18 protein-coding genes, 1 tRNA gene and 1 riboswitch are annotated in these 21,335 nt (G+C 45.2%); of the genes, 8 read left to right on the top strand and 11 right to left on the bottom strand.

The genetic code is table 11. From position 1 onward, the window contains the following. Positions 1-147 precede the first annotated feature (147 nt). Positions 148-708, bottom strand: a complete 561-nt coding sequence (locus MHI12_RS10355) for a flavin reductase family protein (RefSeq protein ID WP_076318443.1) — start codon at positions 706-708, stop codon at positions 148-150. A gap of 231 nt (positions 709-939) precedes the next feature. Here MHI12_RS10355 and catA point away from each other — a divergent pair, with 231 nt between their 5' ends. Beyond that, positions 940-1,587, top strand: a complete 648-nt coding sequence (gene catA / locus MHI12_RS10350; protein WP_405172313.1) for a type A chloramphenicol O-acetyltransferase — start codon at positions 940-942, stop codon at positions 1,585-1,587. Positions 1,588-1,670: 83 nt separating this feature from the next. Here catA and MHI12_RS10345 read toward each other — a convergent pair whose 3' ends face one another. After that, the gene (locus MHI12_RS10345) at positions 1,671-5,441 is read right to left on the bottom strand and encodes an LAGLIDADG family homing endonuclease (RefSeq protein WP_405172312.1); all 3,771 of its coding nucleotides are present in this window, start codon (positions 5,439-5,441) and stop codon (positions 1,671-1,673) included. A 462-nt stretch (positions 5,442-5,903) separates the two neighbouring features. Here MHI12_RS10345 and MHI12_RS10340 point away from each other — a divergent pair, with 462 nt between their 5' ends. From MHI12_RS10340 to MHI12_RS10330, 3 genes are all read left to right on the top strand, one after another. Beyond that, positions 5,904-7,667: a DEAD/DEAH box helicase gene (locus tag MHI12_RS10340; RefSeq protein ID WP_091017478.1), complete on the top strand. Its 1,764-nt coding sequence runs from the start codon at positions 5,904-5,906 to the stop codon at positions 7,665-7,667. Between the two features lie 3 nt (positions 7,668-7,670). Then, on the top strand, positions 7,671-8,849 hold the full coding sequence (locus MHI12_RS10335; protein ID WP_405172311.1) for a YqhG family protein: 1,179 nt from the start codon (positions 7,671-7,673) through the stop codon (positions 8,847-8,849). A gap of 153 nt (positions 8,850-9,002) precedes the next feature. Further along, positions 9,003-10,010 (top strand): hypothetical protein, encoded by a 1,008-nt coding sequence (locus MHI12_RS10330; protein ID WP_405172310.1) that lies wholly within the window; start codon positions 9,003-9,005, stop codon positions 10,008-10,010. Between the two features lie 132 nt (positions 10,011-10,142). On the opposite strand, the gene MHI12_RS10325 is transcribed toward MHI12_RS10330, so the two are convergent. After that, the gene (locus MHI12_RS10325) at positions 10,143-10,361 is read right to left on the bottom strand and encodes a YqzE family protein (RefSeq protein ID WP_405172309.1); all 219 of its coding nucleotides are present in this window, start codon (positions 10,359-10,361) and stop codon (positions 10,143-10,145) included. A gap of 195 nt (positions 10,362-10,556) precedes the next feature. On the opposite strand from MHI12_RS10325, the gene MHI12_RS10320 reads away from it, so the two are divergent. Continuing rightward, positions 10,557-11,300: an N-acetylmuramoyl-L-alanine amidase gene (locus MHI12_RS10320; RefSeq protein WP_405172308.1), complete on the top strand. Its 744-nt coding sequence runs from the start codon at positions 10,557-10,559 to the stop codon at positions 11,298-11,300. Here the strand turns inward: MHI12_RS10320 and MHI12_RS10315 are convergent. Continuing rightward, positions 11,275-12,114, bottom strand: a complete 840-nt coding sequence (locus MHI12_RS10315; protein ID WP_405172307.1) for a divergent polysaccharide deacetylase family protein — start codon at positions 12,112-12,114, stop codon at positions 11,275-11,277. The two genes, MHI12_RS10320 and MHI12_RS10315, sit on opposite strands and share 26 nt — an antisense overlap. A gap of 408 nt (positions 12,115-12,522) precedes the next feature. Here MHI12_RS10315 and MHI12_RS10310 point away from each other — a divergent pair, with 408 nt between their 5' ends. Next, positions 12,523-14,217, top strand: coding sequence for a carbohydrate-binding protein (locus MHI12_RS10310; protein WP_405172306.1), 1,695 nt, complete (start codon positions 12,523-12,525; stop codon positions 14,215-14,217). A 144-nt stretch (positions 14,218-14,361) separates the two neighbouring features. On the opposite strand, the gene MHI12_RS10305 is transcribed toward MHI12_RS10310, so the two are convergent. Together MHI12_RS10305 and pelA are read right to left on the bottom strand one after the other, a co-directional pair. Beyond that, positions 14,362-14,445: transfer RNA gene (locus tag MHI12_RS10305), tRNA-Leu, on the bottom strand. 176 nt (positions 14,446-14,621) lie between these two features. Further along, the gene (pelA, locus tag MHI12_RS10300; protein ID WP_405172305.1) at positions 14,622-15,584 is read right to left on the bottom strand and encodes a pectate lyase; all 963 of its coding nucleotides are present in this window, start codon (positions 15,582-15,584) and stop codon (positions 14,622-14,624) included. Between the two features lie 419 nt (positions 15,585-16,003). Beyond that, positions 16,004-16,135: riboswitch (cyclic di-AMP (ydaO/yuaA leader) on the top strand. A gap of 5 nt (positions 16,136-16,140) precedes the next feature. Between pelA and MHI12_RS10295 the strand changes: the two genes are divergently transcribed. Continuing rightward, positions 16,141-16,605 carry a C40 family peptidase gene (locus MHI12_RS10295; protein ID WP_036609611.1) on the top strand — a complete coding sequence of 155 codons (465 nt, stop codon included), beginning with the start codon at positions 16,141-16,143 and terminating at the stop codon, positions 16,603-16,605. A gap of 73 nt (positions 16,606-16,678) precedes the next feature. Here the strand turns inward: MHI12_RS10295 and MHI12_RS10290 are convergent, their stop codons facing one another. From MHI12_RS10290 to MHI12_RS10275, 4 genes are all read right to left on the bottom strand, one after another. Then, positions 16,679-17,008 carry a carboxymuconolactone decarboxylase family protein gene (locus tag MHI12_RS10290; protein WP_017689352.1) on the bottom strand — a complete coding sequence of 110 codons (330 nt, stop codon included), beginning with the start codon at positions 17,006-17,008 and terminating at the stop codon, positions 16,679-16,681. Positions 17,009-17,153: 145 nt separating this feature from the next. Then, complete coding sequence (locus MHI12_RS10285) at positions 17,154-17,372, bottom strand: hypothetical protein (RefSeq protein WP_405172304.1); 219 nt, start codon at positions 17,370-17,372, stop codon at positions 17,154-17,156. Positions 17,373-17,491: 119 nt separating this feature from the next. Next, positions 17,492-17,821, bottom strand: a complete 330-nt coding sequence (locus MHI12_RS10280) for a hypothetical protein (RefSeq protein WP_036609615.1) — start codon at positions 17,819-17,821, stop codon at positions 17,492-17,494. A gap of 97 nt (positions 17,822-17,918) precedes the next feature. Further along, the gene (locus MHI12_RS10275; protein ID WP_036609617.1) at positions 17,919-18,500 is read right to left on the bottom strand and encodes a xanthine phosphoribosyltransferase; all 582 of its coding nucleotides are present in this window, start codon (positions 18,498-18,500) and stop codon (positions 17,919-17,921) included. 204 nt (positions 18,501-18,704) lie between these two features. Between MHI12_RS10275 and MHI12_RS10270 the strand changes: the two genes are divergently transcribed. Next, the gene (locus MHI12_RS10270; protein ID WP_074094468.1) at positions 18,705-19,760 is read left to right on the top strand and encodes a hypothetical protein; all 1,056 of its coding nucleotides are present in this window, start codon (positions 18,705-18,707) and stop codon (positions 19,758-19,760) included. A 134-nt stretch (positions 19,761-19,894) separates the two neighbouring features. Here the strand turns inward: MHI12_RS10270 and MHI12_RS10265 are convergent, their stop codons facing one another. Continuing rightward, complete coding sequence (locus tag MHI12_RS10265; RefSeq protein ID WP_036609621.1) at positions 19,895-21,025, bottom strand: glycosyltransferase family 4 protein; 1,131 nt, start codon at positions 21,023-21,025, stop codon at positions 19,895-19,897. Positions 21,026-21,335 lie beyond the last annotated feature (310 nt).

The raw sequence follows: 21,335 nt of genomic DNA, 5'->3' as shown, positions 1-21,335 counted from the left end.
AACCAGCATACCCACGCACACATCGATTGAAACAATTGAATTCATAACAAAAGGCTGCCGACTTGCTCAGCAGCCAATATCCATTATAAACCTATGTCAGACCGGATTGAAAGTTTTGCTCATAATTGCTTCTTCTTGCCTAGGACCCTAGAGGTGGAACGGGTGAATCTTTTCTTCTGTCCTCGCATCCATGATCCGGTATGCTGAACGTCCTGTGTACATTGGGATTTGCAACTTCTCCAGATCAACCATTCCGTTCTCCAGAAAGTACTTCTGATCCTGATATCGCTGCAATACTTCGCCTGCAATCCATTCATGGTCACCATATGTCGTAATCTCCATAACCTTGCATTCATAAGCAAAATAAGCATCTGTCAAAATGGGTACACTTACCTTGATTCCTTCCTCATACGGAATGCCGAATCTTGTGAATTTATCCGTATCTCTTCCACTGAACGTTCCTGCAGCTTGAATCCACTCCGATCGATGACCTGGCAGGAAATGAACGCCGAATACGCCACTCTTCTCAATGAGTTCATAGGAGTATGTTTCCTTACGAAGGGAGATGCCGTATACGCCTGGTGATGATCCGATGTATGTATGCCATCCGGACGCCATCACATTCTGGACTCCCTCATGACGTGAAGTCACCACCGCTACCATTCCAGGATAAGAATAAAATATAGGTTCTTCTATCGGCTGACGCATCTAATCCCCTCTCTTCTTCGTTATAAAGACAACTTTAATTATAAAGGAAAGAAACAGGTTGAAAAAGCGTTTTGCAGAGGATTTCGCTATAAGCGACACATTCAGTATCATGTTATACTGAGATGGTCAATTTCTAAAAATACGATACTGGGAATGTGATAGGATATGGTCAAATCAGTCAAATATACCTCCTAAATAAAGACATTATTCAAATTTAGGAGGTTATAACTTATGTTTAATTCAATCGTGTTAGATCAGTGGGATCGAAAGCCATACTTTGACCACTACTTGAATCAGGTCAGATGTACCTACAGCATAACTGCTAATCTGGATATCACTCTATTGATCAACGAACTGAAGTTTAAAGGATTGAAGTTCTATCCCGCTCTTATTCACATGATCTCTACGGTTGTCAATGCACACAGAGAATTTCGAACTTGTTTTGACGCCGAGGGAAGATTGGGCTACTGGGACGAAATGTCTCCGAGTTATACGATTTTTCATGAGGACGACAAAAGTTTCTCAACGATCTGGACAGCATTCCATGAAGATTTCGAGACGTTCCACAATCGTTATCTGGAAGATATGAAGAATTACAAAGATCACAAACAATTTGTTGCCAAACCCAATGAACCACCGAATACATTTCCCGTTTCCAGTATTCCTTGGGTGAACTTTACGGGATTTAATCTGAATATTTACAATGAGGGAACCTACTTGTTGCCTATTTTCACGATGGGAAAATATGTTCAACAGAACGATAAAGTACATCTTCCCTTATCCGTTCAGTTACATCACGCCGTGTGCGACGGCTACCATGCTAGTGTTGTATTTAATGAATTGCAATCACTTGCAGATCGATGCCAGGATTGGTGTTAGTTAGCTAAATGACGAAAAGGCATTCCTGACTTCATGATGGAGTCAGGAGTGCCTTTTCTTTTTCTCTTTTTTTCAAAAGATATTTAATTGCATTTACTGTACCCACAGTTGCTGCATGTTTTGCAACCTTCCACATTCATCAGGGATGCCGAGCCGCATGAAGGACATAAATCTCTCGATTCGATAAAGGTTTTCTGATCCTCCACTTTTGGATACGTGCTCTCCACTTGACTCTGTTCTTGTAATGCTCCAGTTTCGTTCTCCTGAGCATTGCTCTGTACATGACTTTCCAATGCTTTGGCGACTGCATCAGCAATCGATTCAACCCTGTTGGCTCCGAAGCCAATCGCTCCCGAACCACCAATTCCCTTGAGATGTTTGATCAACAGTTCAACCTTGTGCCCATGGTCTCCGTATCGAAGGAATAGAGAGCATACTCGACCGAGTGCCTCAGCCATGGCAAACACGTCCGATCCCGCTTTGCCCACGTTCAGGAAGATCTCACCCGGCGTTCCCTCCAGATCATTGATCGTAATGTAAGCCATACCGAATGGCGTATTGATTTTGTATGTTGCACCACGCAGTACCTGAGGACGGCTTCTATATTGTTTATCCAGCACTGTAGAAGAGGAAGGGACTTGATCGGAAGATTGCGTTCTAACACCAACCTGGCTATTGGAAGTTCCATCACTTGCCTGCCCTTCCGCATCATCCGGGTTTTCTATTGCAGATACGACTGTCTTCTCTTCAGCTTCCGCCGTGTTCTGATCTTCGGCCTTGGTCTCTTCCTTATTCGACGTGGACAACACCTGCACATCCCTGCTGCCGTCGCGATATATCGTTACTCCCTTGCAGCCAAGGTCGAAGGCCAGTTCGTACAGCTCAGCCGTATCCTCTACCGTAAAATCAGCCGGACAGTTGGCCGTCTTCGAGATGGAGCTATCCACCCATTGCTGAATCGCAGCCTGCACGCGGATATGATTCTCAGCCGACAGATCCATCGCCGTCACATAATAGTCAGGTAAAGCTTCACCCGGATGTTCATCCAGCCAATCTTGTGCAATCGGTACGAACTGTTCATCATAACCTAGACGGCTTTGACGGAAATACTTGAAGGCGAAATACGGCTCAATACCTGTTGATGTGCCCACCATCGTACCTGTACTGCCCGTTGGCGCTTGTGTGATCAGTGTGACATTTCGAATGCCCTTTTTACGAATGGCCTCCCCCACTTCAGGGTACATCGCAACCATGTTTTTCATAAATCCACTCTGTAAGTACGGTTCAGCTTCAAATGCTGGGAAAGCACCCTTCTCTGCTGCAATCTCTGCCGATGCCAGGTAGGCCTCCTTTGCCATGAATCCATACAGTTTATCCAGAAATTCAAGGGATTCAGGACTGCCATATCGTATACGCAGCTTAATCATCAGCTCTGCTAATCCCATTGTGCCAAGCCCAACCCGGCGTTCACGCTGCTGATTCAGTCTATTTTCCTCAAAATGATATGGTGTTGCATCGATGACATTGTCCAAAAATCTAGCCGAGATACGAGTGGTTTCTGCCAGTTCATCCCATGCCACATCATGATTTGTTTCATCGTAGAATTTGGACAAATTGATTGCTGACAGATTACATACACCCCAGCCAGGCAGGCCTTGTTCCCCGCAGTTATGAGCAACAATTCCACCAGCAATCAGGGAGTGAGTCACAGGCTCAGTTATGTCATATACAGTTACTTGCTCTCCCTTTTCTATTTTTTTAACTTTCGACATAAACTTTTCTGATTTTCTAGAAGGTCTGGCGATTCGTTCTAAAGCATCCTGTTTTCTTGTTACATATTTAAAACCAATCTTCTCTTTAAACACAAGTAAATTGTTCCCTGACACGACCAATTCGTAGAAACCATTACTGGAATATGTCCTGTGATCTCCATCTTTTGTTGTGTATTTAAATATGGCTTGTGATGACTTAGGGCGTGCGTAAATAGAGCTGTTGATTCCATAGTTCAGCAAAAGTAGCTGAACGCCCTGCAATAGTTTTTTGGAAGATGAAGTCAATCTTGCGGTACGATGCATCTCATCTCTTTCGTATACAGTACCATCCGCACTAAATAAAGCCTGTAAAAAAGCCGTAATGGTTTTTTTAGATGAAGTAAATATCATTTCTGGAACTTCCTTCTCAGGTCCCTTAACTGCCTTCACACCTAATCTTACAATTTCTTCAATCAGCTTTTTGCGCCACCAATACACTTGTTTTGTTCCATTTGTTCTTTGATATACTTTTGCTCTTACGCCTGATATTTTTTCTCCAGCATCAATCAACCGTGGAATAACTTCCTCATCCTCTGCACCAAAAACCATACCAACCTCACCACGCTTAGAGACCCAGCCATCTCCGGTTAACCATCCCAGGAACAGTCCCCATTCCTCTCCTAGCTGATCTTCCTTGGCAAAAGCTCCTTCGGCCGATTGGATATAGATATAGTCTTCGGAGGTCAAGTCTTTAGCTTGTTTCCAACCTGAATTAGTATATAACTGATGGTCAGATGTCACGCTAATTTCCAATCCATTTTGAAGGTGAATTGTTAACGTCTCTTTTATTCCGGTTGGATAAACGCTTGCTGTTCTCAAATGCAATCCCGGAATTTCATATGATCTGCCACCTACAATCTTTGCCTGCTCAACAAGACGATGATCTGTTCCAACTAGAAATGATTTGCCTGCTGTCCGGTTATAAAGTTCTTCTATTGTTATAAGTCCGTATTCAGTTGTAATTCTGGTCTTTGGATGAAAACAAGGATTAGTACAGATAATCGGATTGAAGTACCAGCTGTTGGACATCTGGTTGTAGTACTCCATGAATACCACACCAGGCTCTGCCGATTTCCAGGCTGATTCAATAATGGTATGCCAGATTTCGCGAGCCTTCAGCGTACGATAGTGCACCACCGAATGACCTGGTGCGGCTTTCCATTGCTGCATATCCCCGTTCCACTCGGTGTCGTAGTCCGGATCGTTCGTATCGGGGAAAACCAAATCCCAATCTCCGTCCTGCTTGACAGCCTCCATAAATGCGTTACTCACACATACAGACAGATTGGCATTCGTCACCTGTCCCATCGTTTGTTTCACGGTAATAAAATCAAGCACATCCGGATGCCAGTCATTCATCATCAGCATGAGCGCACCCCGGCGGCTTCCGCCCTGTTCAATCAGTCCAGTCGTATAACTGAACAATCCGCCCCACGATACGGAACCGCTGGATGATCCGTTGACACCTTTCACCACCGCTCGGCGGGGACGCAAAGAGGACAAATTAATGCCAACGCCTCCCCCACGTGCCATAATCTCCGTCATCTCGGTCAAAGTTCTCATGATGCCACCCCGACTGTCTTGCGGAGACGGAATGACATAACAATTGAAGAGTGTTAACTCGTCACTTGCCCCCGCACCCGCAGCAATGCGGCCTCCAGGTACTAACTTCCAATCTTCCAACACGGAGCGGAACTTGGACTCCCACGTTGCCCGCTGATCGGCTGTGGATTCGACAGAAGCCATCGCTTTGGCAAGACGGTCCCACATCTCTTCCGGTGTTTTTTCTATGTTGAGTGTCAATTTCTCCACACTTGTCTCGATCATCTCTCCGCTTCGAGTTCTTACCTGTACAAGCTGACCCTGACGTTCTATGATTTCGCCCACTTCCTTGGTTGGAAACTTGGGATCATCCTTTGTTAAAACCAATACCACATCACCGACCTTGGCATGATTCGGATCAGCATCTTTCCAGGCGTATCGGTCCAGAAATATTTTTTCGCTGAGTCCCTCTAATTGGTACGATCGTTGGTTTGATTTCATCGCTACGTTCAACCTCCCCGAATAACGCTACATTTTCACTATATAAGTAAATTATGATGAAACACCACATATAGTGATATGAATTCAGTATAATACACCATATATTGATTATCCATATGACTTTTATCATAGACCTTATTTTTATAGACTCCCCTGCTCGAACAAACTTCTTGCAAATAAACTGTAGTTCATATTGGTTCAACTAAACTTTTTACACAAGAACGGAGAGGACAGAAATAACCTGAAGAAGCGAAGCGTTCGCCTTTATCCCCGGATTTCCCCCTCCAGAAAAGGGAATCAAAGAAATCTGGGGATAACAGCGATCGGAAGGTTATTCTGTCATCGGAGTGACAAGTGTAAATATTCCTTATTTGAACCCACATAGTTATGAACTGACTCTCATTCGTCCATACTATTACCTACGAATAAAACGTCATCACGTATGGCAGGGGAGGAAGCACCATGAACCGGAAAAACCCGCACCACACGAATCAACCTGTAGCCGAACTGCCCGTTCCTTTGGAATTTGATCGGAGCTGGATCAATCAGTTGGAATCACGACTGGATAAAGGAGGTCCTTGGGGGGATTACCGACTCTTTCAACTCGGTATTCAAGCCGAAGAGACCAACCTGATTCCCAATTTTGACGAGATCCAATGTCTGAAGCATCTACAAGGCCTTACCCCACTCCCTCACCAGATGGACACTGCACGCAGAGTATTATTTGAAATGTCAGGCCGGGCCATTCTCGCCGATGAGGTGGGTCTGGGCAAAACCATTGAAGCCGGTCTCATTCTGAAAGAATATATGGTTCGGGGTCTCGTATCCAAGGTACTCATTCTCGTGCCAGCCTCTCTTGTGTTGCAATGGGTACGGGAGTTGAATTCAAAATTTGGCATCCCTGCTATTGCCCAGAAAAAGGCCTATTCCTGGCAGAATGAAGTGGTTGTTGCTTCCATGGATACAGCCAAACGTGACCCGCATAAAGATATGCTGCTGAATACCGATTACGACATGATTATTATTGACGAGGCTCATAAGCTCAAAAACAAGAAAACAACCAACTATCAATTCATGCTGAAATTGCGCAAAAAGTATTGTCTGCTGCTTACAGCTACACCTGTGCAGAACGATATGAGTGAATTGTTCAATCTGATCAACCTGCTGAAGCCCGGTCAACTGGGTCGTCAGGGTGACTTTGCGGCCAACTTTGTTGTAGACAAGCGGGTTCCGAAAAATCAGGAACAGCTTAAGAACGAGTTATCCAAAGTCATGATTCGTAACCGCCGCGGCGAAGGCCCCGTTCAATTTACCAAACGGAACGTCTCCAACGTGAATCTGCAACTATCGCCCGAAGAACAAGCGCTTTATGATGGCGTGACTTCCTTTGTTAAAGACCAGTACCAGGAAGCTGGCGGCAACCTAAGCAGCATGCTCTCCCTTGTTACATTGCAGCGTGAAGTGTGCAGCAGTCGAGATGCGGTATTCGTAACACTGGTTAATCTGTCGAAGAAACTTCCGCTGGACTCTCCCCTTCGCGACAAGATTTGGGAACTCGTTGCCCATATTAAAGCGATCAAGGAGAATACCAAAGCGGAGAAAACGATGGAGCTGGTACGGAACATGAATGAAAAAGTAATTATCTTCACCGAATACCGGGCCACGCAGGAGTATCTGCTAAACTATTTCCGCAACAATGGGCTTACGGCTGTACCCTATCGGGGTGGCATGAATCGAGGCAAAAAAGACTGGATGATGGATCTCTTCCGCGGGCGTGTGCAGGCCATGATTGCAACCGAAGCAGGTGGTGAGGGCATCAATTTGCAATTTTGCCATCATATGATCAACTTTGATCTGCCTTGGAACCCTATGCGGGTAGAGCAGCGGATCGGTCGGGTACACCGGCTGGGACAGCAAAATGACGTGAACATCTTCAATTTATCAACGACTGGAACTATTGAGGAACATATTCTGAATCTGCTGCATGAGAAGATCAATATGTTTGAGATGGTGATCGGCGGGCTGGATGTCATTCTGGAACGGTTGGAGAAGAAGGAGTCTATTGAGAAAAGTTTGTACAAAATCATGCTGGAATCACAAACTGATGAAGATATTCGCCGTAAAATGGATTCACTTGGACAATCGCTGAACTCTATTCAACGTGAGGTTTCAGATGAAGGGCCTGCCGTATCCGGGTTGTTGGATCTTCGCAAAGGAGGTAGCTAACTCATGACCATGTCTCCCCATGAAGTGCAGGCTTATGTTCTCACCTATCTGGAAGCACTGGATTGTCAGATTATGGAGCGTTCCCCTGCCCATGTTACAGTCAAACTCTCACCTGAGGCGGACAAAGCGTTGACCAATCGCCCCTATTATTGGGGGTTCGTGGAACGAACCGGAGCCCCCGCTGAGACGATGTCCTTTACATTTATATTTGATTCTGACAGTTATCAGCAGGCCATTGAGGCAGCAGAAGCCAAAGCTGCGCAAGCATCACCTCCTGATGGAACGAATGGCGTAACCAACAGCAGTCCTCAAGGCGAGCCACCAAAAGAAACTATTCTAGGCCGTTACTTCGGTATTACGCCATCGCTGCCACAGCTGGGGCCAGGACGAATATTGCGTGAAGAAGTGGTGTATGGCAGTCGCAGACTCCAGCAGATTTTCGGCGCTGCCCGTGAAGGCGGTGCCTTCGTGAACCTGTTCGAACAGGCTGCCAAACGGCAATTGCGGGCTACAGCGCCAGCCGTATATGAGCCTTGGCTTGGTGTGTGTTTCAAGGTGGAATTCGCCTGTGATTTGAAACGGGAGGAATTGCATTTTCTCGGCATCTCCCTTCGCTCGGGTGAAATTATAGAAAAATTCGGCACCAAGCTGAACCGACGTGATCTCAGTCCAAGGCTTGCGGAGAACATGCATGTACAGACAGCTAAAGTTTCGTTATTTGATGCCGGAGCTGCTTTGGAATCTCATTTGACGAACCGCTTGCTGGAACTCGATTATAGCTGGGCAGAGAAAGCCCAAGAGCGGCTTGATCTGGAGCTGGACGTGTTGGACACCTACTATGAGGCGGTACTCCGGGAAGATACGCCTGAGGTAGAATCACCAGGTAACATAACCTCAGACACGGAGAATGTCCCTTCTGACCGCACGTCACCTGCACCACTGAAAAACGTTCTGGATATAACTAACGCTAAACCCATTGGAACAGATGTAGAACTGGCGGCAGAGGCCGCAGTACCGATCGACTCCGAGACAGATGCCGAAGAAGAGAAAGCAAAACAGGCGGTAATCGATCGTGAAGCTATGAAACTGCAGTATGAGACACGCCGGACCGAGATGATCTGGCAATATGAACCCAAAGTGAAAGTGACTGCCATTAGCAGCGGCATGTTTCACTTAAGATAGACGAAGACACTACTTTTCCTGCAAATGCTGGCAAAAGTAGTGTTTATTCATGATCAGCTGCCCGACAGGTTGCGGCAACCTTTGCATAGCCTGTCCCCTAGAATGAAACTAGGACCCGCTCAGGTAACGGATAAATGAAAAGTAGGTGTAAATTTGAAACGATTCTTTCATACATGTTGGAACAACGCTCGGAAAACAACCTGTATAACCTTGGGCTTGCTCAGTTGTCTTGCCCTATTCTCTTTTTGGTCGATAGCCAATGCAGAGGAACTAAAAACCTCTTCGCTATCCCCCGTATCATCAACAGAGCATAGTCCCAAACATCATGCCATTCAGACTGAAAAGCTAGCTCCCGCTGCTGTGCAACAGTTTGCAGAGCAACAAGCTGTTACACTTGATACAGCTAACGGCGAAGCGCATTGGAAGGACGCCGACCTGAACTTCTACCCTCTGGGGCCAGGTTTACATAGCTGGCTCGTACAAGCTGAGTTTGAAGGCAAACCTGTCGGATATATGATTATTACGGCCACAGAGCAGGGTCAGTTGATGCTTAGTGAATATGGTCATGGAGAACAGTCACCATACAACAATGAACTTCTTGGACAAGCCCTGGATCAACAACATGTGAACCTTGAGGCATTGCTTGCTGGCGGAGGAGAGCTTCATCTTGGCTATGCTCTTCCTCTGCTGGCTTATTGGAAAGTGGAACAACCTAACCATCCTGCACTTTATATTGATGCTACGAACGGAGATGTACTGCCGTCAGAGTTTCTGAACCTGCTGGAGGCTGATTCCAAACAGAACTCTGCCAGCATAACTGATTTATCCACAACGCCATCTTTATCAGTCGATCCACATCATCTCCGACCCGTCTTCAACCCGGCTGACAATCTGTTGTGGATTACCTCCAAACCTGTTGCTGCCGACCAGGCACAAGATGTGATACAACACGGGAAGAATCAAGAGATTGTTTTCTCAGCGGGTGATCGTAACGTTGTATACGGCGGTCCTTTACCCGTTAGCGGTTATCAGCTGTGGCACACAGATCAGGAAGCAGAGTCCATTCTATATGTAGCGCTAGGTGGAACATCATCCATTCAACGCTTTGTCCCTTTGAGCACATTGCAGCACGATGGCCATTTTCACCTCGTAAATCCTTGATCATCAGCAAATTCTTAACATACAGTCAGATAACCTGTAAAACTAAAAACATCGACAACAAATAAGACGCCTTCCCGTTTATTAAGGGATTGCGTCTTTTGGTTTACCATTAGTGAAATAGGTAAGGGATAGTCACCCTTTACCCGAAGAACTTCGTTTATGAGACTGTGCATCAAATTCTTTTTCCTTTTTCCCCACCCACAGGGATACAGCAAAAGGGATCATACCAAACCACTTCATCGCCCACGGCTCTTTCCTTTTGGTGCGACCTTTCCGCTCATCCTTCGGCGTATCGATATAATGAACAACACGCTGCGTAATGTATTTTACCAACTCATCACTTTTGGCCATAACCTCTGCCTCCTTCGCTCCTGCACATTCGCGGAGCTTACGATAGTTCTATTGTGTGCAGGATGTGTACTGGTTAAACATTTTTTTATTGAAAGAAGTATGAAAACTCTCAGAATGCACAGTCTAATGCCAAAGGTATCCATTGAGTCATTAATCTGCATTCGATACCTATTTCATGAAGGAGTGTGTATTCCCATGTATAAGCTGCTGACCGCTTCGGTAGCCTTGTTAATCAGCTTCTATTGCCTTCCCATGCTGCCCCATGTCGCTTATGGAAAAGCAGCCCCGTCCCAGAACAGTCCATCCATGCTACCGGTGACCGATGGAGATGCTTATCGCTCAAGCCATCATGCCTTTGCAGCACCCGTTATCCTGCTCGACGTAGGCCATGGCGGTATTGACGGTGGTACGTCAGCCCAAGGTGTGCTGGAAAAAGATATCAACCTGGCCATTAGCCAAAAGGTCTATCTCCTGCTTCGCAGCAAAGGTTATGCCGTTATCATCAATCGACTTGGTGATTATGCACTTAGTGATGAGAACCGCTGGCTGAACAGCCGCTCCCGTCATACCAGAGATCTTGCCCAACGTAAAAGCCTTAGCGAAGAAGTAAGTACAGATATCGTGGTCAGCATTCATGCGAACTGGAGTCCCCGATCGACAGCACACGGCCCGGTGGTACTGCACCAGAAAGAAGGCAGGAGTTATTTGCTGGCCCAATCCATTCAGGATGCCATGAACAAGTTGTACGGAACGGAGCACGGGGTTGTATGGGGCAAGCCCTTTTATATATTGAATTACGTGAAGCAACCTGCCGTCATCGTTGAAACCGGATTTTTGAGCAATGCAGAAGATCGAGCCAGAATGAATGACCCCGCTGAGCAAAAACGAATCGCCCAGTCCATTGCCAATGGTATTATTTATTATCTGTCGGTAGTGTAGGAGCAGACTGCCATTGCCACACATCTCGAACCAGATCACCGATCCCTACAAATTGAACCTGATTTTGCAGACGGGAGACGGATTCACGAATTACTGCGGATGTGTTCATCCCTGAATGGCCGACATGACCAATGACAACACAGATATCCTTATCGATCGCACGCTGAGCAGCCAGATCCAGTTGCTTGCGAATGTGTTGCTTGGAGTTTTGATCATCCAGGAAAATGTCATTACCTACAGGTGGCATGTTTTTGGATATGGCCAGTTCCCCCACCACAGAGCGAAAGTTCGTACGGCTGTCTACAAAGAAGAGGCCCCGCTCCTTGCATACATCGAGCACAATGGACATGATGCGTTTGTCCGAAGTAATTTTGGAACCCATATGATTGTTCATGCCAATGGCGTGGGGCACATCATCAATCGCTTTCTCCACGCGTGAGCGGACTTCTTCATCTGTTAGATTGGATGTGATTGCACCCGGGCCCAGCCATTCAGGTCGTCCTTTCTTGGGTTCCATGGGCATGTGCACAATCACATCCATCCCCTTTTCATGTGCAGCTATCGCATCTTTTTTTGTTGTTGGCAAAAAAGGCATGACCGCTACCGTTAGTTTAACTGGCATCGCCAGGATCTCTGCCGTACCCTTCATGTCATTACCAACATCATCGATGATAATCGCTAACCGTTTGTGATTCGATGTGGACTCTGAAGCTGCCGCTGTAGGCCCTCCTCCCGATATGCCTGCGTAAAACACAATCAATAATGCCATGATACCTGCAATGAATCGATAATTCTTTCTCTGTACCTTCATCATGATTCCCTCCCCGTAACTTCTGTGATCTCATTGTTTGATAATGAAGGGAGGAATATGTAAGCCAAAGCCTTCCTTAATGATAATATCCCCGCCATTGAAGACCTCTATCTCAAGTGAAGATCTCCATCATTCCAGTTTTCTCCTTAGCATTCAGACAAGAACTGTCATTGAACAGTTAGAAAATAGATATTAATTAGAAAAAATACTGTAATTTGTCAGGTTTTCAGTTTAGGAATTATTTAGTAGAATCAACAAATGAAAGAGCTTATGTGCTGCATTTCTTTCCTATGATTTATGGAAGGAGGTTTTGAAAGGGTTTACATAAAATAAATGCCAGACAATCCGCTATTCTTGTTTGTTTTCCTGGTCGCGGTTTCTCTATGTAACCATTTACTATTATCGAGGAGGATGAAAGTAGTGAAATTCAAACTAAAAAAGACGATTAATGTTCTTTTGGCCTGTTTAACAGCCCTGCCTTTGATGTTAACCCCGACCAATGTGTCAGCAGCCAGCGATGCCAACATTAATTTGTCCTCGGAAAAACAGCTGATCAAGGGCTTTGGAGGCATTAACCTCCCTGCCTGGATTGGTGATCTGACTCCCGCTCAACGTGAAACTGCTTTCGGTAATGATCAGAATCAGTTAGGCTTCTCCATTCTCAGGATCTACGTTGATCCGGATTCTAATAACTGGTATCGTGAAGTTGCCACAGCCAAACGGGCTATTGAAAAGGGTGCTATCGTATTTGCTTCCCCATGGAATCCTCCAAGCAGCATGGTTGAAACATTCAACCGCAATGGGGACACAAATGCCAAACGTCTGAAATACGACAAATATGCCGCATATGCGCAACATCTGAACGACTTTGTAAACTACATGAAAAATAACGGCGTAGATCTGTATGCCATTTCTGTGCAAAATGAACCGGATTATGCTCATGACTGGACCTGGTGGACTCCACAAGAGATCCTTCGATTCATGAAAGAAAATGCCGGGTCCATTCAAGGTACCAAAGTCATGGCGCCTGAATCCTTCCAATACTTAAAGAACATATCCGACCCAATCCTGAATGATCCGCAGGCACTTGCCAACATGGACATTCTGGGAGCACATACGTATGGAACCCAGATTTCCAATTTTGCCTACCCTCTCTTTAAGCAAAAAGGAGCCGGTAAAGAACTGTGGATGACTGAGGTGTATGTTCCGAACAGTGACAACAACTCAGCAGACCGCTGGCCTGAAGCATTAGACGTTTCCTATCACATGCACAATGCCATGGTAGAAGGTGATTTCCAGGCCTACGTGTGGTGGTACATCCGCAGACAGTATGGTCCGATGAAAGAGGACGGTACCATAAGCAAACGCGGGTATAATATGGCTCATTTCTCTAAATTCGTGCGTCCAGGCTACCTGCGAGTCGATGCAACGAAAAATCCGGATACAAACACATTTGTCTCAGCCTATAAAGGTGATAACAAAGTCGTCGTCGTGGCAATTAACCGTGGAACTTCAGCCACAAGCCAAAAATTCGTTCTGCAGAATGGTAATGCCTCCACGGTGTCCTCATGGATTACGGACAGCAGTCGAAACTTGGCAAGCGGAAACGCGCTTACCGTATCCAATGGAGCCTTCACGGCACAGCTCCCGCCTCAGAGCGTAACAACGTTTGTTGCCAACGTTACTGGCGGAAATAGCGGCGGGAATACAGGCAGTGGCACTACGTATGAAGCCGAGACCGGAACGTCACTTACGGAAGCTGCCATTGAAACAATCTACCCCGGTTACACTGGCTCCGGGTATGTTAACTTCAATGCGATGACTGGTTCGGCCATTCAATGGAACGGCATTAATAACACGACAACAGGTACCAAAAACGTAAAGTTTCGTTATGCGCTGGAAAGCGGCACTCGGAACCTCGACATTTTTGTGAACGGAACCAAAGTCATTAGCAACGAGCCCTTTCCGGCTACGGGAAGCTGGTCCACTTGGGTTGAAAAAACAATACAGGTCCCCATGAACACGGGCACCAATACATTGAAAGTGGTTACCACTGGATCGGAAGGACCGAATATTGACAGCGTTAATGTTACCGCAGCACAATAAACGTTCCGTATGGCTGATGGAAGACATTTGCTGTACGTGCAGCTAAGCACTAACCTCTTGGATACTTAAGTCTAATGTTAGTGTTATATCAAAAAATGCAAAAAAGACTCCTTAAGCGTTAGCTTAAGGAGTCTTTTTTTTAGATGCGGTCGAGAGGACTCGAACCTCCACGGGGGTTAGCCCACACGGACCTGAACCGTGCGCGTCTGCCAATTCCGCCACGACCGCATATTGTATCTCCGTCATCAATATCGGCGACAAGAAATAATATATCATGCGGAATCTATCATGTCAACACTGAAAATAATAACAATAAAGCCCGAACCAGACGTCCATGTCGATTCGGGCTCTACCTTTAACTGCTGCTAATAGTTTGGTTCATTAAAACGGAAGCATACTTCAAATTACAGCTTGGAAGGCCAGTTACCATACCATGCATAACCGCCTCTTCTTTCTTTATCAATATCACTTAATTTGTATTTAACTACCCCGTCACGACCAATAAAGATTGGTTTATCCGTTCCTATCTCATAGAAGCGTGCCCAAATTGGTGCAGCTTTGGAATCAGCGATAATTTTACTATCTCCATTAGCTCTTTCATACTTGTAACCCGTAATTTTTACCTTGTTAAACCAAGCCTCCGCTCCTTTAATAGATGCGGTAATTTTAGCGTTAGCAGGTCTGGTTTTCAGGAATTTAACAATCGTTACACTCTCTCCAGCTGTCAGCGATGGCACTTCGTAGATTCTTGCGCTCGCTGGTTTAAGGGAACTGGAATCATGTTGTTGTCCCCATCCTGTCAGCTTACCGCCTGAAACGACTTGTGTATTCAAAATCGCCTCCACACCTTTGGCAACTGAATTTTTACTGCGATTAGCAAGTGTACTATCAATAAACGAGAAATCACCTTTGCGTGCTGCTACTTCATCGAGCATGATCATTACATTAATCATGGCATCATCATTGTAGGTAATATGCTTGTGATATCCGGAGCTTTGATAGACCTGTGGCCATCCGCCGTTTGAATACTGCATGTTGATCAAAAAGTTAATTCCTTTGATTGCAGCTGTGGAGTAACGCGGATCATTCGTCTTTTTAAATTCCTTCGCCAATCTTCTAATTTCTGAGTATGTAGCCTTGTTGTCTATCGTGGACTTTGCCCATTCTCCACTTGTCTGTTTATAATCTTTTCTCCAACCTCCATCCGGCAGCTGGTTCTTCAAAATATCAAAAATACTCGCTGTTGTACCTGATGCATCCGCAGCAGATACCGTCCCTACAGGAAGAACTGCCATTCCAACTGCTGAGAACACCATCGTACATGCCAGGACAAAAGTAACTAATTTCTTCGCTTTCAAATGTAACACTCTCCTATGTTCGTTTTTATAAATCTTCCACTTCTACTTTATCTATGATACGCGTCCCTAAACCTCCTTTATTTATATTTATCGCATAATAAAATCAATTTAAATCCAATATGTGGATTGGATAATCAGATATTATGCAAAAAATCGATTTTTGTCAATATATGCAACTTAATGAATATAATCTCTCTAATTCTACATAACGGAATAGTTCTTTTAACTCATGACAAACCTATTTATTTATCCAAATTCGTCTTAAACGAATCAATAATGACGTTTTTGTCATGAATGATACCCAAAGTTGATCCCTTTTTTCATATAAAAACCTTAATTCCGCTAACATTGAGGTATTAAGAAAGGGTTTAAATGGGTTTGACAATTACGCATTTATGCAATATAGTTTCAAATAGTTACAAAAACTTAATTATTCATTGCCGAGTTTCATGTTTGAAAACGGGGGAACCAATTTGGGTGAATTATTCTTATACATAGGAAATATAGGGAACCTTCTACCGAACCCTTAGCTAACTCCGTAGGCATCGAAGGGAGAACATTGATTTTGAAAAAACTGATTATCTCCATTTTTGGAGCAGCTGTATTATTTACATCCGGGGCAACAAGCACAGAGGCAAGCAGTATCAACTCCGTAGTGAACAACATGACAGGTATTCCTTACAAATGGGGTGGCACGACTGTAGCCGGCTTCGACTGTTCTGGTTTTATGAGATATCTTTTCAACAAATACAGCATTGAATTGCCACGTACTTCTCAGCAGCAAGCCAAAGCAGGTACGCCTGTATCCAAGAGCAATGTTCGGACAGGTGATCTGGTGTTCTTTAATACAACAGGCAAAGGCATTTCACATACAGGTGTATATATCGGCGGCGGACAATTCGCTCATGCCTCCAGCAGTAAAGGTGTAAGCATCACAAAGTTATCGAATCCATACTTCAATGACCGCTATGTAACAGCACGTCGGGTAACTGGACAGTTTATGTATGATAAAATGTTAGGTAAAATGTGATTCACATACAAAAAGGCATCGGTTATTAACCGGATGCCTTTTTTGTACTTAAAAATGTATGTTGCATTACTTACTAATGCAGCGCCTTCTGCACTCGCATCGCACCCTGAGACAGGGCATGTCCTCCTCCAACAGCTCCGGCCACCGCAACGGTCTCCATAATCTCCTGATCTGTTGCTCCCTTGGCACGGGCTTCTTCTACATGGTAGAAGGTACATACTTCATTGTTGGCGAATAATCCAATGCCGAGTGCAATTAGCTGTTTTGTCTTGGCATCAATCACGCCAGGTTGGAAACATTCTCCGGTAAACTCATGATACGACTTCACCACACCTGGCAGTACATCGCTTAATGCTCCAATCTGATCCTTGTAGGCATGAACTTTATCATTCATCAATGTCATGGCTTGTAGCACACCCTCTCGGCTATAGTTACAGATCTTCCTCACTGTACCTATCTTCTCTCCCGAGTGAGCCAATTATGCCAAGAAATCATGGTAATTCCAAACATTTAAACGCTCAAAGTTCCTGCTCAATTATAAGCGATTGCTATCCACTAAGTGGACTCTGGCGCGGCTCGCTGAACAGCTGATATCGGTAACCGCGATCCAGCTTCACGACACGTCGATTCTGACGACGGATAAGTACCTGCTCGCCATCCCAGGCAACCACAATCCCGGTTACATCGTTAGATTCCAGCTCGTCCCGTACTACTCTTACTTTCTCACCTGACAGACGCAGGGCGTCCAGTTCTGTATCACTAATCATCTTCATGGCTCCTATATTCCAAATTTATTTACAAAAAGAGACCTAAATGAAATGTCATTTAGGTCTCACGTGACTGTATTGGACTGTCATGTCATTCGAAATTATGTCCCGACTGAAAGTTACCGCTGCGCGTGCTCTTTGCTGTCGTTCTTCTCGAACCAAAAATCAAGCACTTTGGCGGACATCACACGTTCTTCAAGGTACTCCACTTGATGCGGTGTAAATTGTTCTTTCCAAGAGAAGGACAACTCTTCGCACAAGCCTACAATCGTCAGTAATTCTGACCAGGCAACATAGCGTTTGTACCAGAAAAATTGAGGATGTTCAATCATATAGGGATAAAGGTCATCGAATTCCGTATGTTTACAATCCAGGGCACGTTCAAAATGAACTTTCGATTCCGCCAGCTTATCATTAAAAAATTGTTCTGTTGCCGGTTGGTTCCCCATGGTGTTGCCTCCTCTCCCTAACATAACCCCATTATAAATGAAATCGGCGGTCATGCAAAGGCATAGTTCAAAAAATAGGCCCTATTCCTTTAAAATGTCACATTTCGTTATCGTCAAATTGTACCGTACCATCGTTCAGGGAACGAATGCGTACCAAGGCTTCCACCGGAATACCCTGTTCACGAATCGTGCGTGCCCCCGCCTGAAAACTTTTCTCGACCACAACGCCGAATCCGACGAGTTCCGCACCGGAACGCTCGATAATTTTGATGACGCCACGAGCGGCATCTCCATTGGCAATAATATCATCAATGAACAAAATACGGTCATTCTCATGAATGAACTCGCGGGATACCATAATGTCAGTTACAATTCCTTTGGTAAAGGACGGTACACGTTCACAGTAAGCATCAGGATCAGCCAGAAGTGTTTTTTTACGACGGGCGAATACAAGGGGCACCCCAAGTTCATAGGCTGCTGCAAAAGCAACCGGAATCCCTGAGGATTCTACCGTGATTACCCGAGTTACTCCACTTTCACGAAAACGGGCAGCAAACTCACGTCCCATCTCCATCGTTAATGCAGGATCAATCTGGTGGTTCAACAGACCATCCAGCTTTAATACTTGATCCGAGATAACCACACCTTCTTGTAAAATTCGTTGTTTCAATAATTCCATGATTTGACCTCCCAAGCCTATCCTATGAGGTAAAAGTATCATATATCTATCTATAAGTTCAAGCGAAATTGCCTGGGCGCTGTCCTTGGGACGCATTTCAAGCCAAAGCTCATTATCCATTGTCATGACTTTCGTGGGTCAAGCATACCTTGTACCATGGTACCCGCATGTCCAAACTATACAGGGGCCTGAGAGGGGAAACACATGAAACAGGCATTTCGGGTGCTGCAGATCGCATTTACATACATTGGAACGGTGGTTGGAGCCGGCTTCGCTACAGGGCAGGAAATTTTGCAGTTTTTTACCCAGTATGGCAAATGGGCCACCATCACCATAGGCTTATCCACCATGCTCTTTGTCTGGTTAGGTACCAAAATGATGCTGATCGCTCACGATACCGGGTCCCGCTCTTATGAGGATCTAAACAAACATTTATTCGGCCACAAGGCGGGCAAATGGATCACCTGGGTGACCCTTCTCATTCTCATTGGCGTGAACAGTGTCATGCTTGCCGGAGCAGGCTCCGTTTTTGTCGAACATCTGGGTTTGCATTATCAGACAGGTCTGATCGTCACACTTGTAGGGACATATCTGCTTCTCGGTCGGGGCATTCAAGCCATCCTACAAATGAATAGCATCGTCGTGCCCATGATGCTCCTGTTATCTCTGCTCATGATCACCAGTACGATCCATCATCCAGGTGCTTCCCGATTCATCACACTGACGACAGACTCAAACCCTATTCAAGTGTGGCTGTCTCCACTGTTGTATACTTCATTCAATCTGGTGTTGGCTCAAGCTGTTCTTGTGCCAGTAGGTAACCAGATCCGTAGTCGGAATGTGCTGAAGTGGGGTGGAGTGTTGGGTGGAATTGGCGTTGGTTTCATGCTGATGGCAGCTCATTTTGCCATGTCAGCTCAGATGCCCGGCATCATCCAATTCGAAATCCCGATGGGTAGCATCGCCTTTCAACTTGGATGGGCAGTGCAATCTGTATATGTATCCCTTATTTTTATGGAAATATTCAGTACCTTTGTAGCCGATATCTATGGAATGACCTTGCAACTGAGACAACATATACGTGTCCATCCCCGTTTCATTACATTAACCATTATGCTGTTGTGTTACTCACTCAGCCAGTTTGGATTCAGTTCCCTGCTGTCCATCCTTTACCCCATCTTTGGAAGTATGGCATTGATCTGGGCTGCCAAATTAGTACTGAACCGCTGGGGCACCTTTCGTAAACGCAACAATATATAAATCTCACAGTTATGTATTTCATGATTATGAGCATTATTTGGTTCATGACCACAAGTTATCGCGGCGTATTCTTTCCTTAGAAATGACAAAAAAGCCGCTGTATAACACAGCGGCTTAACTTGTTACTCTCCGTTTTAGGCTTGGCTAGGGAACTGGAGATACATTTTTTTCAGCTCATTCACCGATCTGCCGAGCGAGTAATGTGTTTTGGCTTTTTCACACGCCGAACGGGCAAGTTCATAACGGTAAGCCGGGTCCAGCATCACCTTTTCAAGCGCTTCAGCCAATGCAGAAGGATCTTCTGCCGGTACAAGCAACCCATTGCTACCGTTCTCGATCTGTTCCGGTATACCACCTACATCCGTACCCACAAGGGCAAGACAACTCAGCGCCGCTTCAGCAAAGACGGAACCAAATGCTTCTGCCCGTGAAGGAAGTACAAAAATATCAAAGAATGGCATGAATTCCTCAGGGTGCAGTGTGTAACCATAGAAAATGGTCTCATTATAGATCCCCAATCGCTGCGCCAATTCTTCCAAATCAGGACGAATCGGTCCATCTCCAATAATATGTAACACATAATCATGACCTCGGCCCTTCAGTTCCGCACAAGCTTTGAAAAGAATATCCAACCCTTTCGCCGGAACAAGCCTACATACCGTGACCAGTTGTGGTATCGCATTATCATGAGGAATCGGCTTAAAGCGCTTCTCATCAAATCCATTGGGAATCACACCGATGACATCAGGTTCCTTCACGTAGGGAGCCAGATAACGACGGAACGAATCCGACACCGTCAAGAGGCGCTCTGCCTGGTGTTCCAGCTCACCATATATCGCAAGCAGGAATCGATGCTCCGGTCCATCCGTTTCAATGCGTCCATTAAGGATTAATTCTCGTTCATAACTGGAGTGAATCGTCTGAATGAGGGGTGTATCCGGGAAAACCGTTTTCATCGCAAGTCCTGCAATTGGATGGTGGGCATGAATCAGATCATAGGGCTTCTGAATACGCAGTTTGGTCCACCAAAGATAATCACGATAAGTTTGAATATATTTTTGGACAACAGGACTATCCTGATATTCCGTCCAGTCAAACGTTTCGAACTGAACTTCCTCTCTGCCCTTGTTGCGAATTCGCTTTGGCAACGAGAACAGATCCATTTCCCACCTCGGGGTTGTAAATCTCTCTTGCATATACGGAATCATAGAGGATACACCTCCGGGCTGCTCCGGAGGAAAGAAAAGCGCCTGCAGCAATTTCACCGTTAGTTTCCCCCTTTCTAACTTACGTTCTTTCAATGCATCTTCATTCATGATATATCAGAACATATGTTCAGTAAAGATACAAAATGAGAATCCCTCTCAATTGCCCATCCTCTGTTGTATGCACATCATTTATTTTCTCTGCATACGGCTCTACTATCCATTATGACATAGGGAAGCCGGAACATCTATATTACGTAAGATAGTGCAAACTTTTGGCTATTTAAACAGCTCAATCAAAGCTAAACTGACCAAGCTTTTGTTCACCAACTCGTATATACAACATATTCATGAAACGTGCCTCTCAGAA

Source organism: Paenibacillus sp. FSL H8-0280, from assembly GCF_045040665.1.
Lineage (GTDB): Bacteria > Bacillota > Bacilli > Paenibacillales > Paenibacillaceae > Paenibacillus > Paenibacillus xylanexedens_A.
This window is presented reverse-complemented; position numbering and strand designations above follow the sequence as displayed.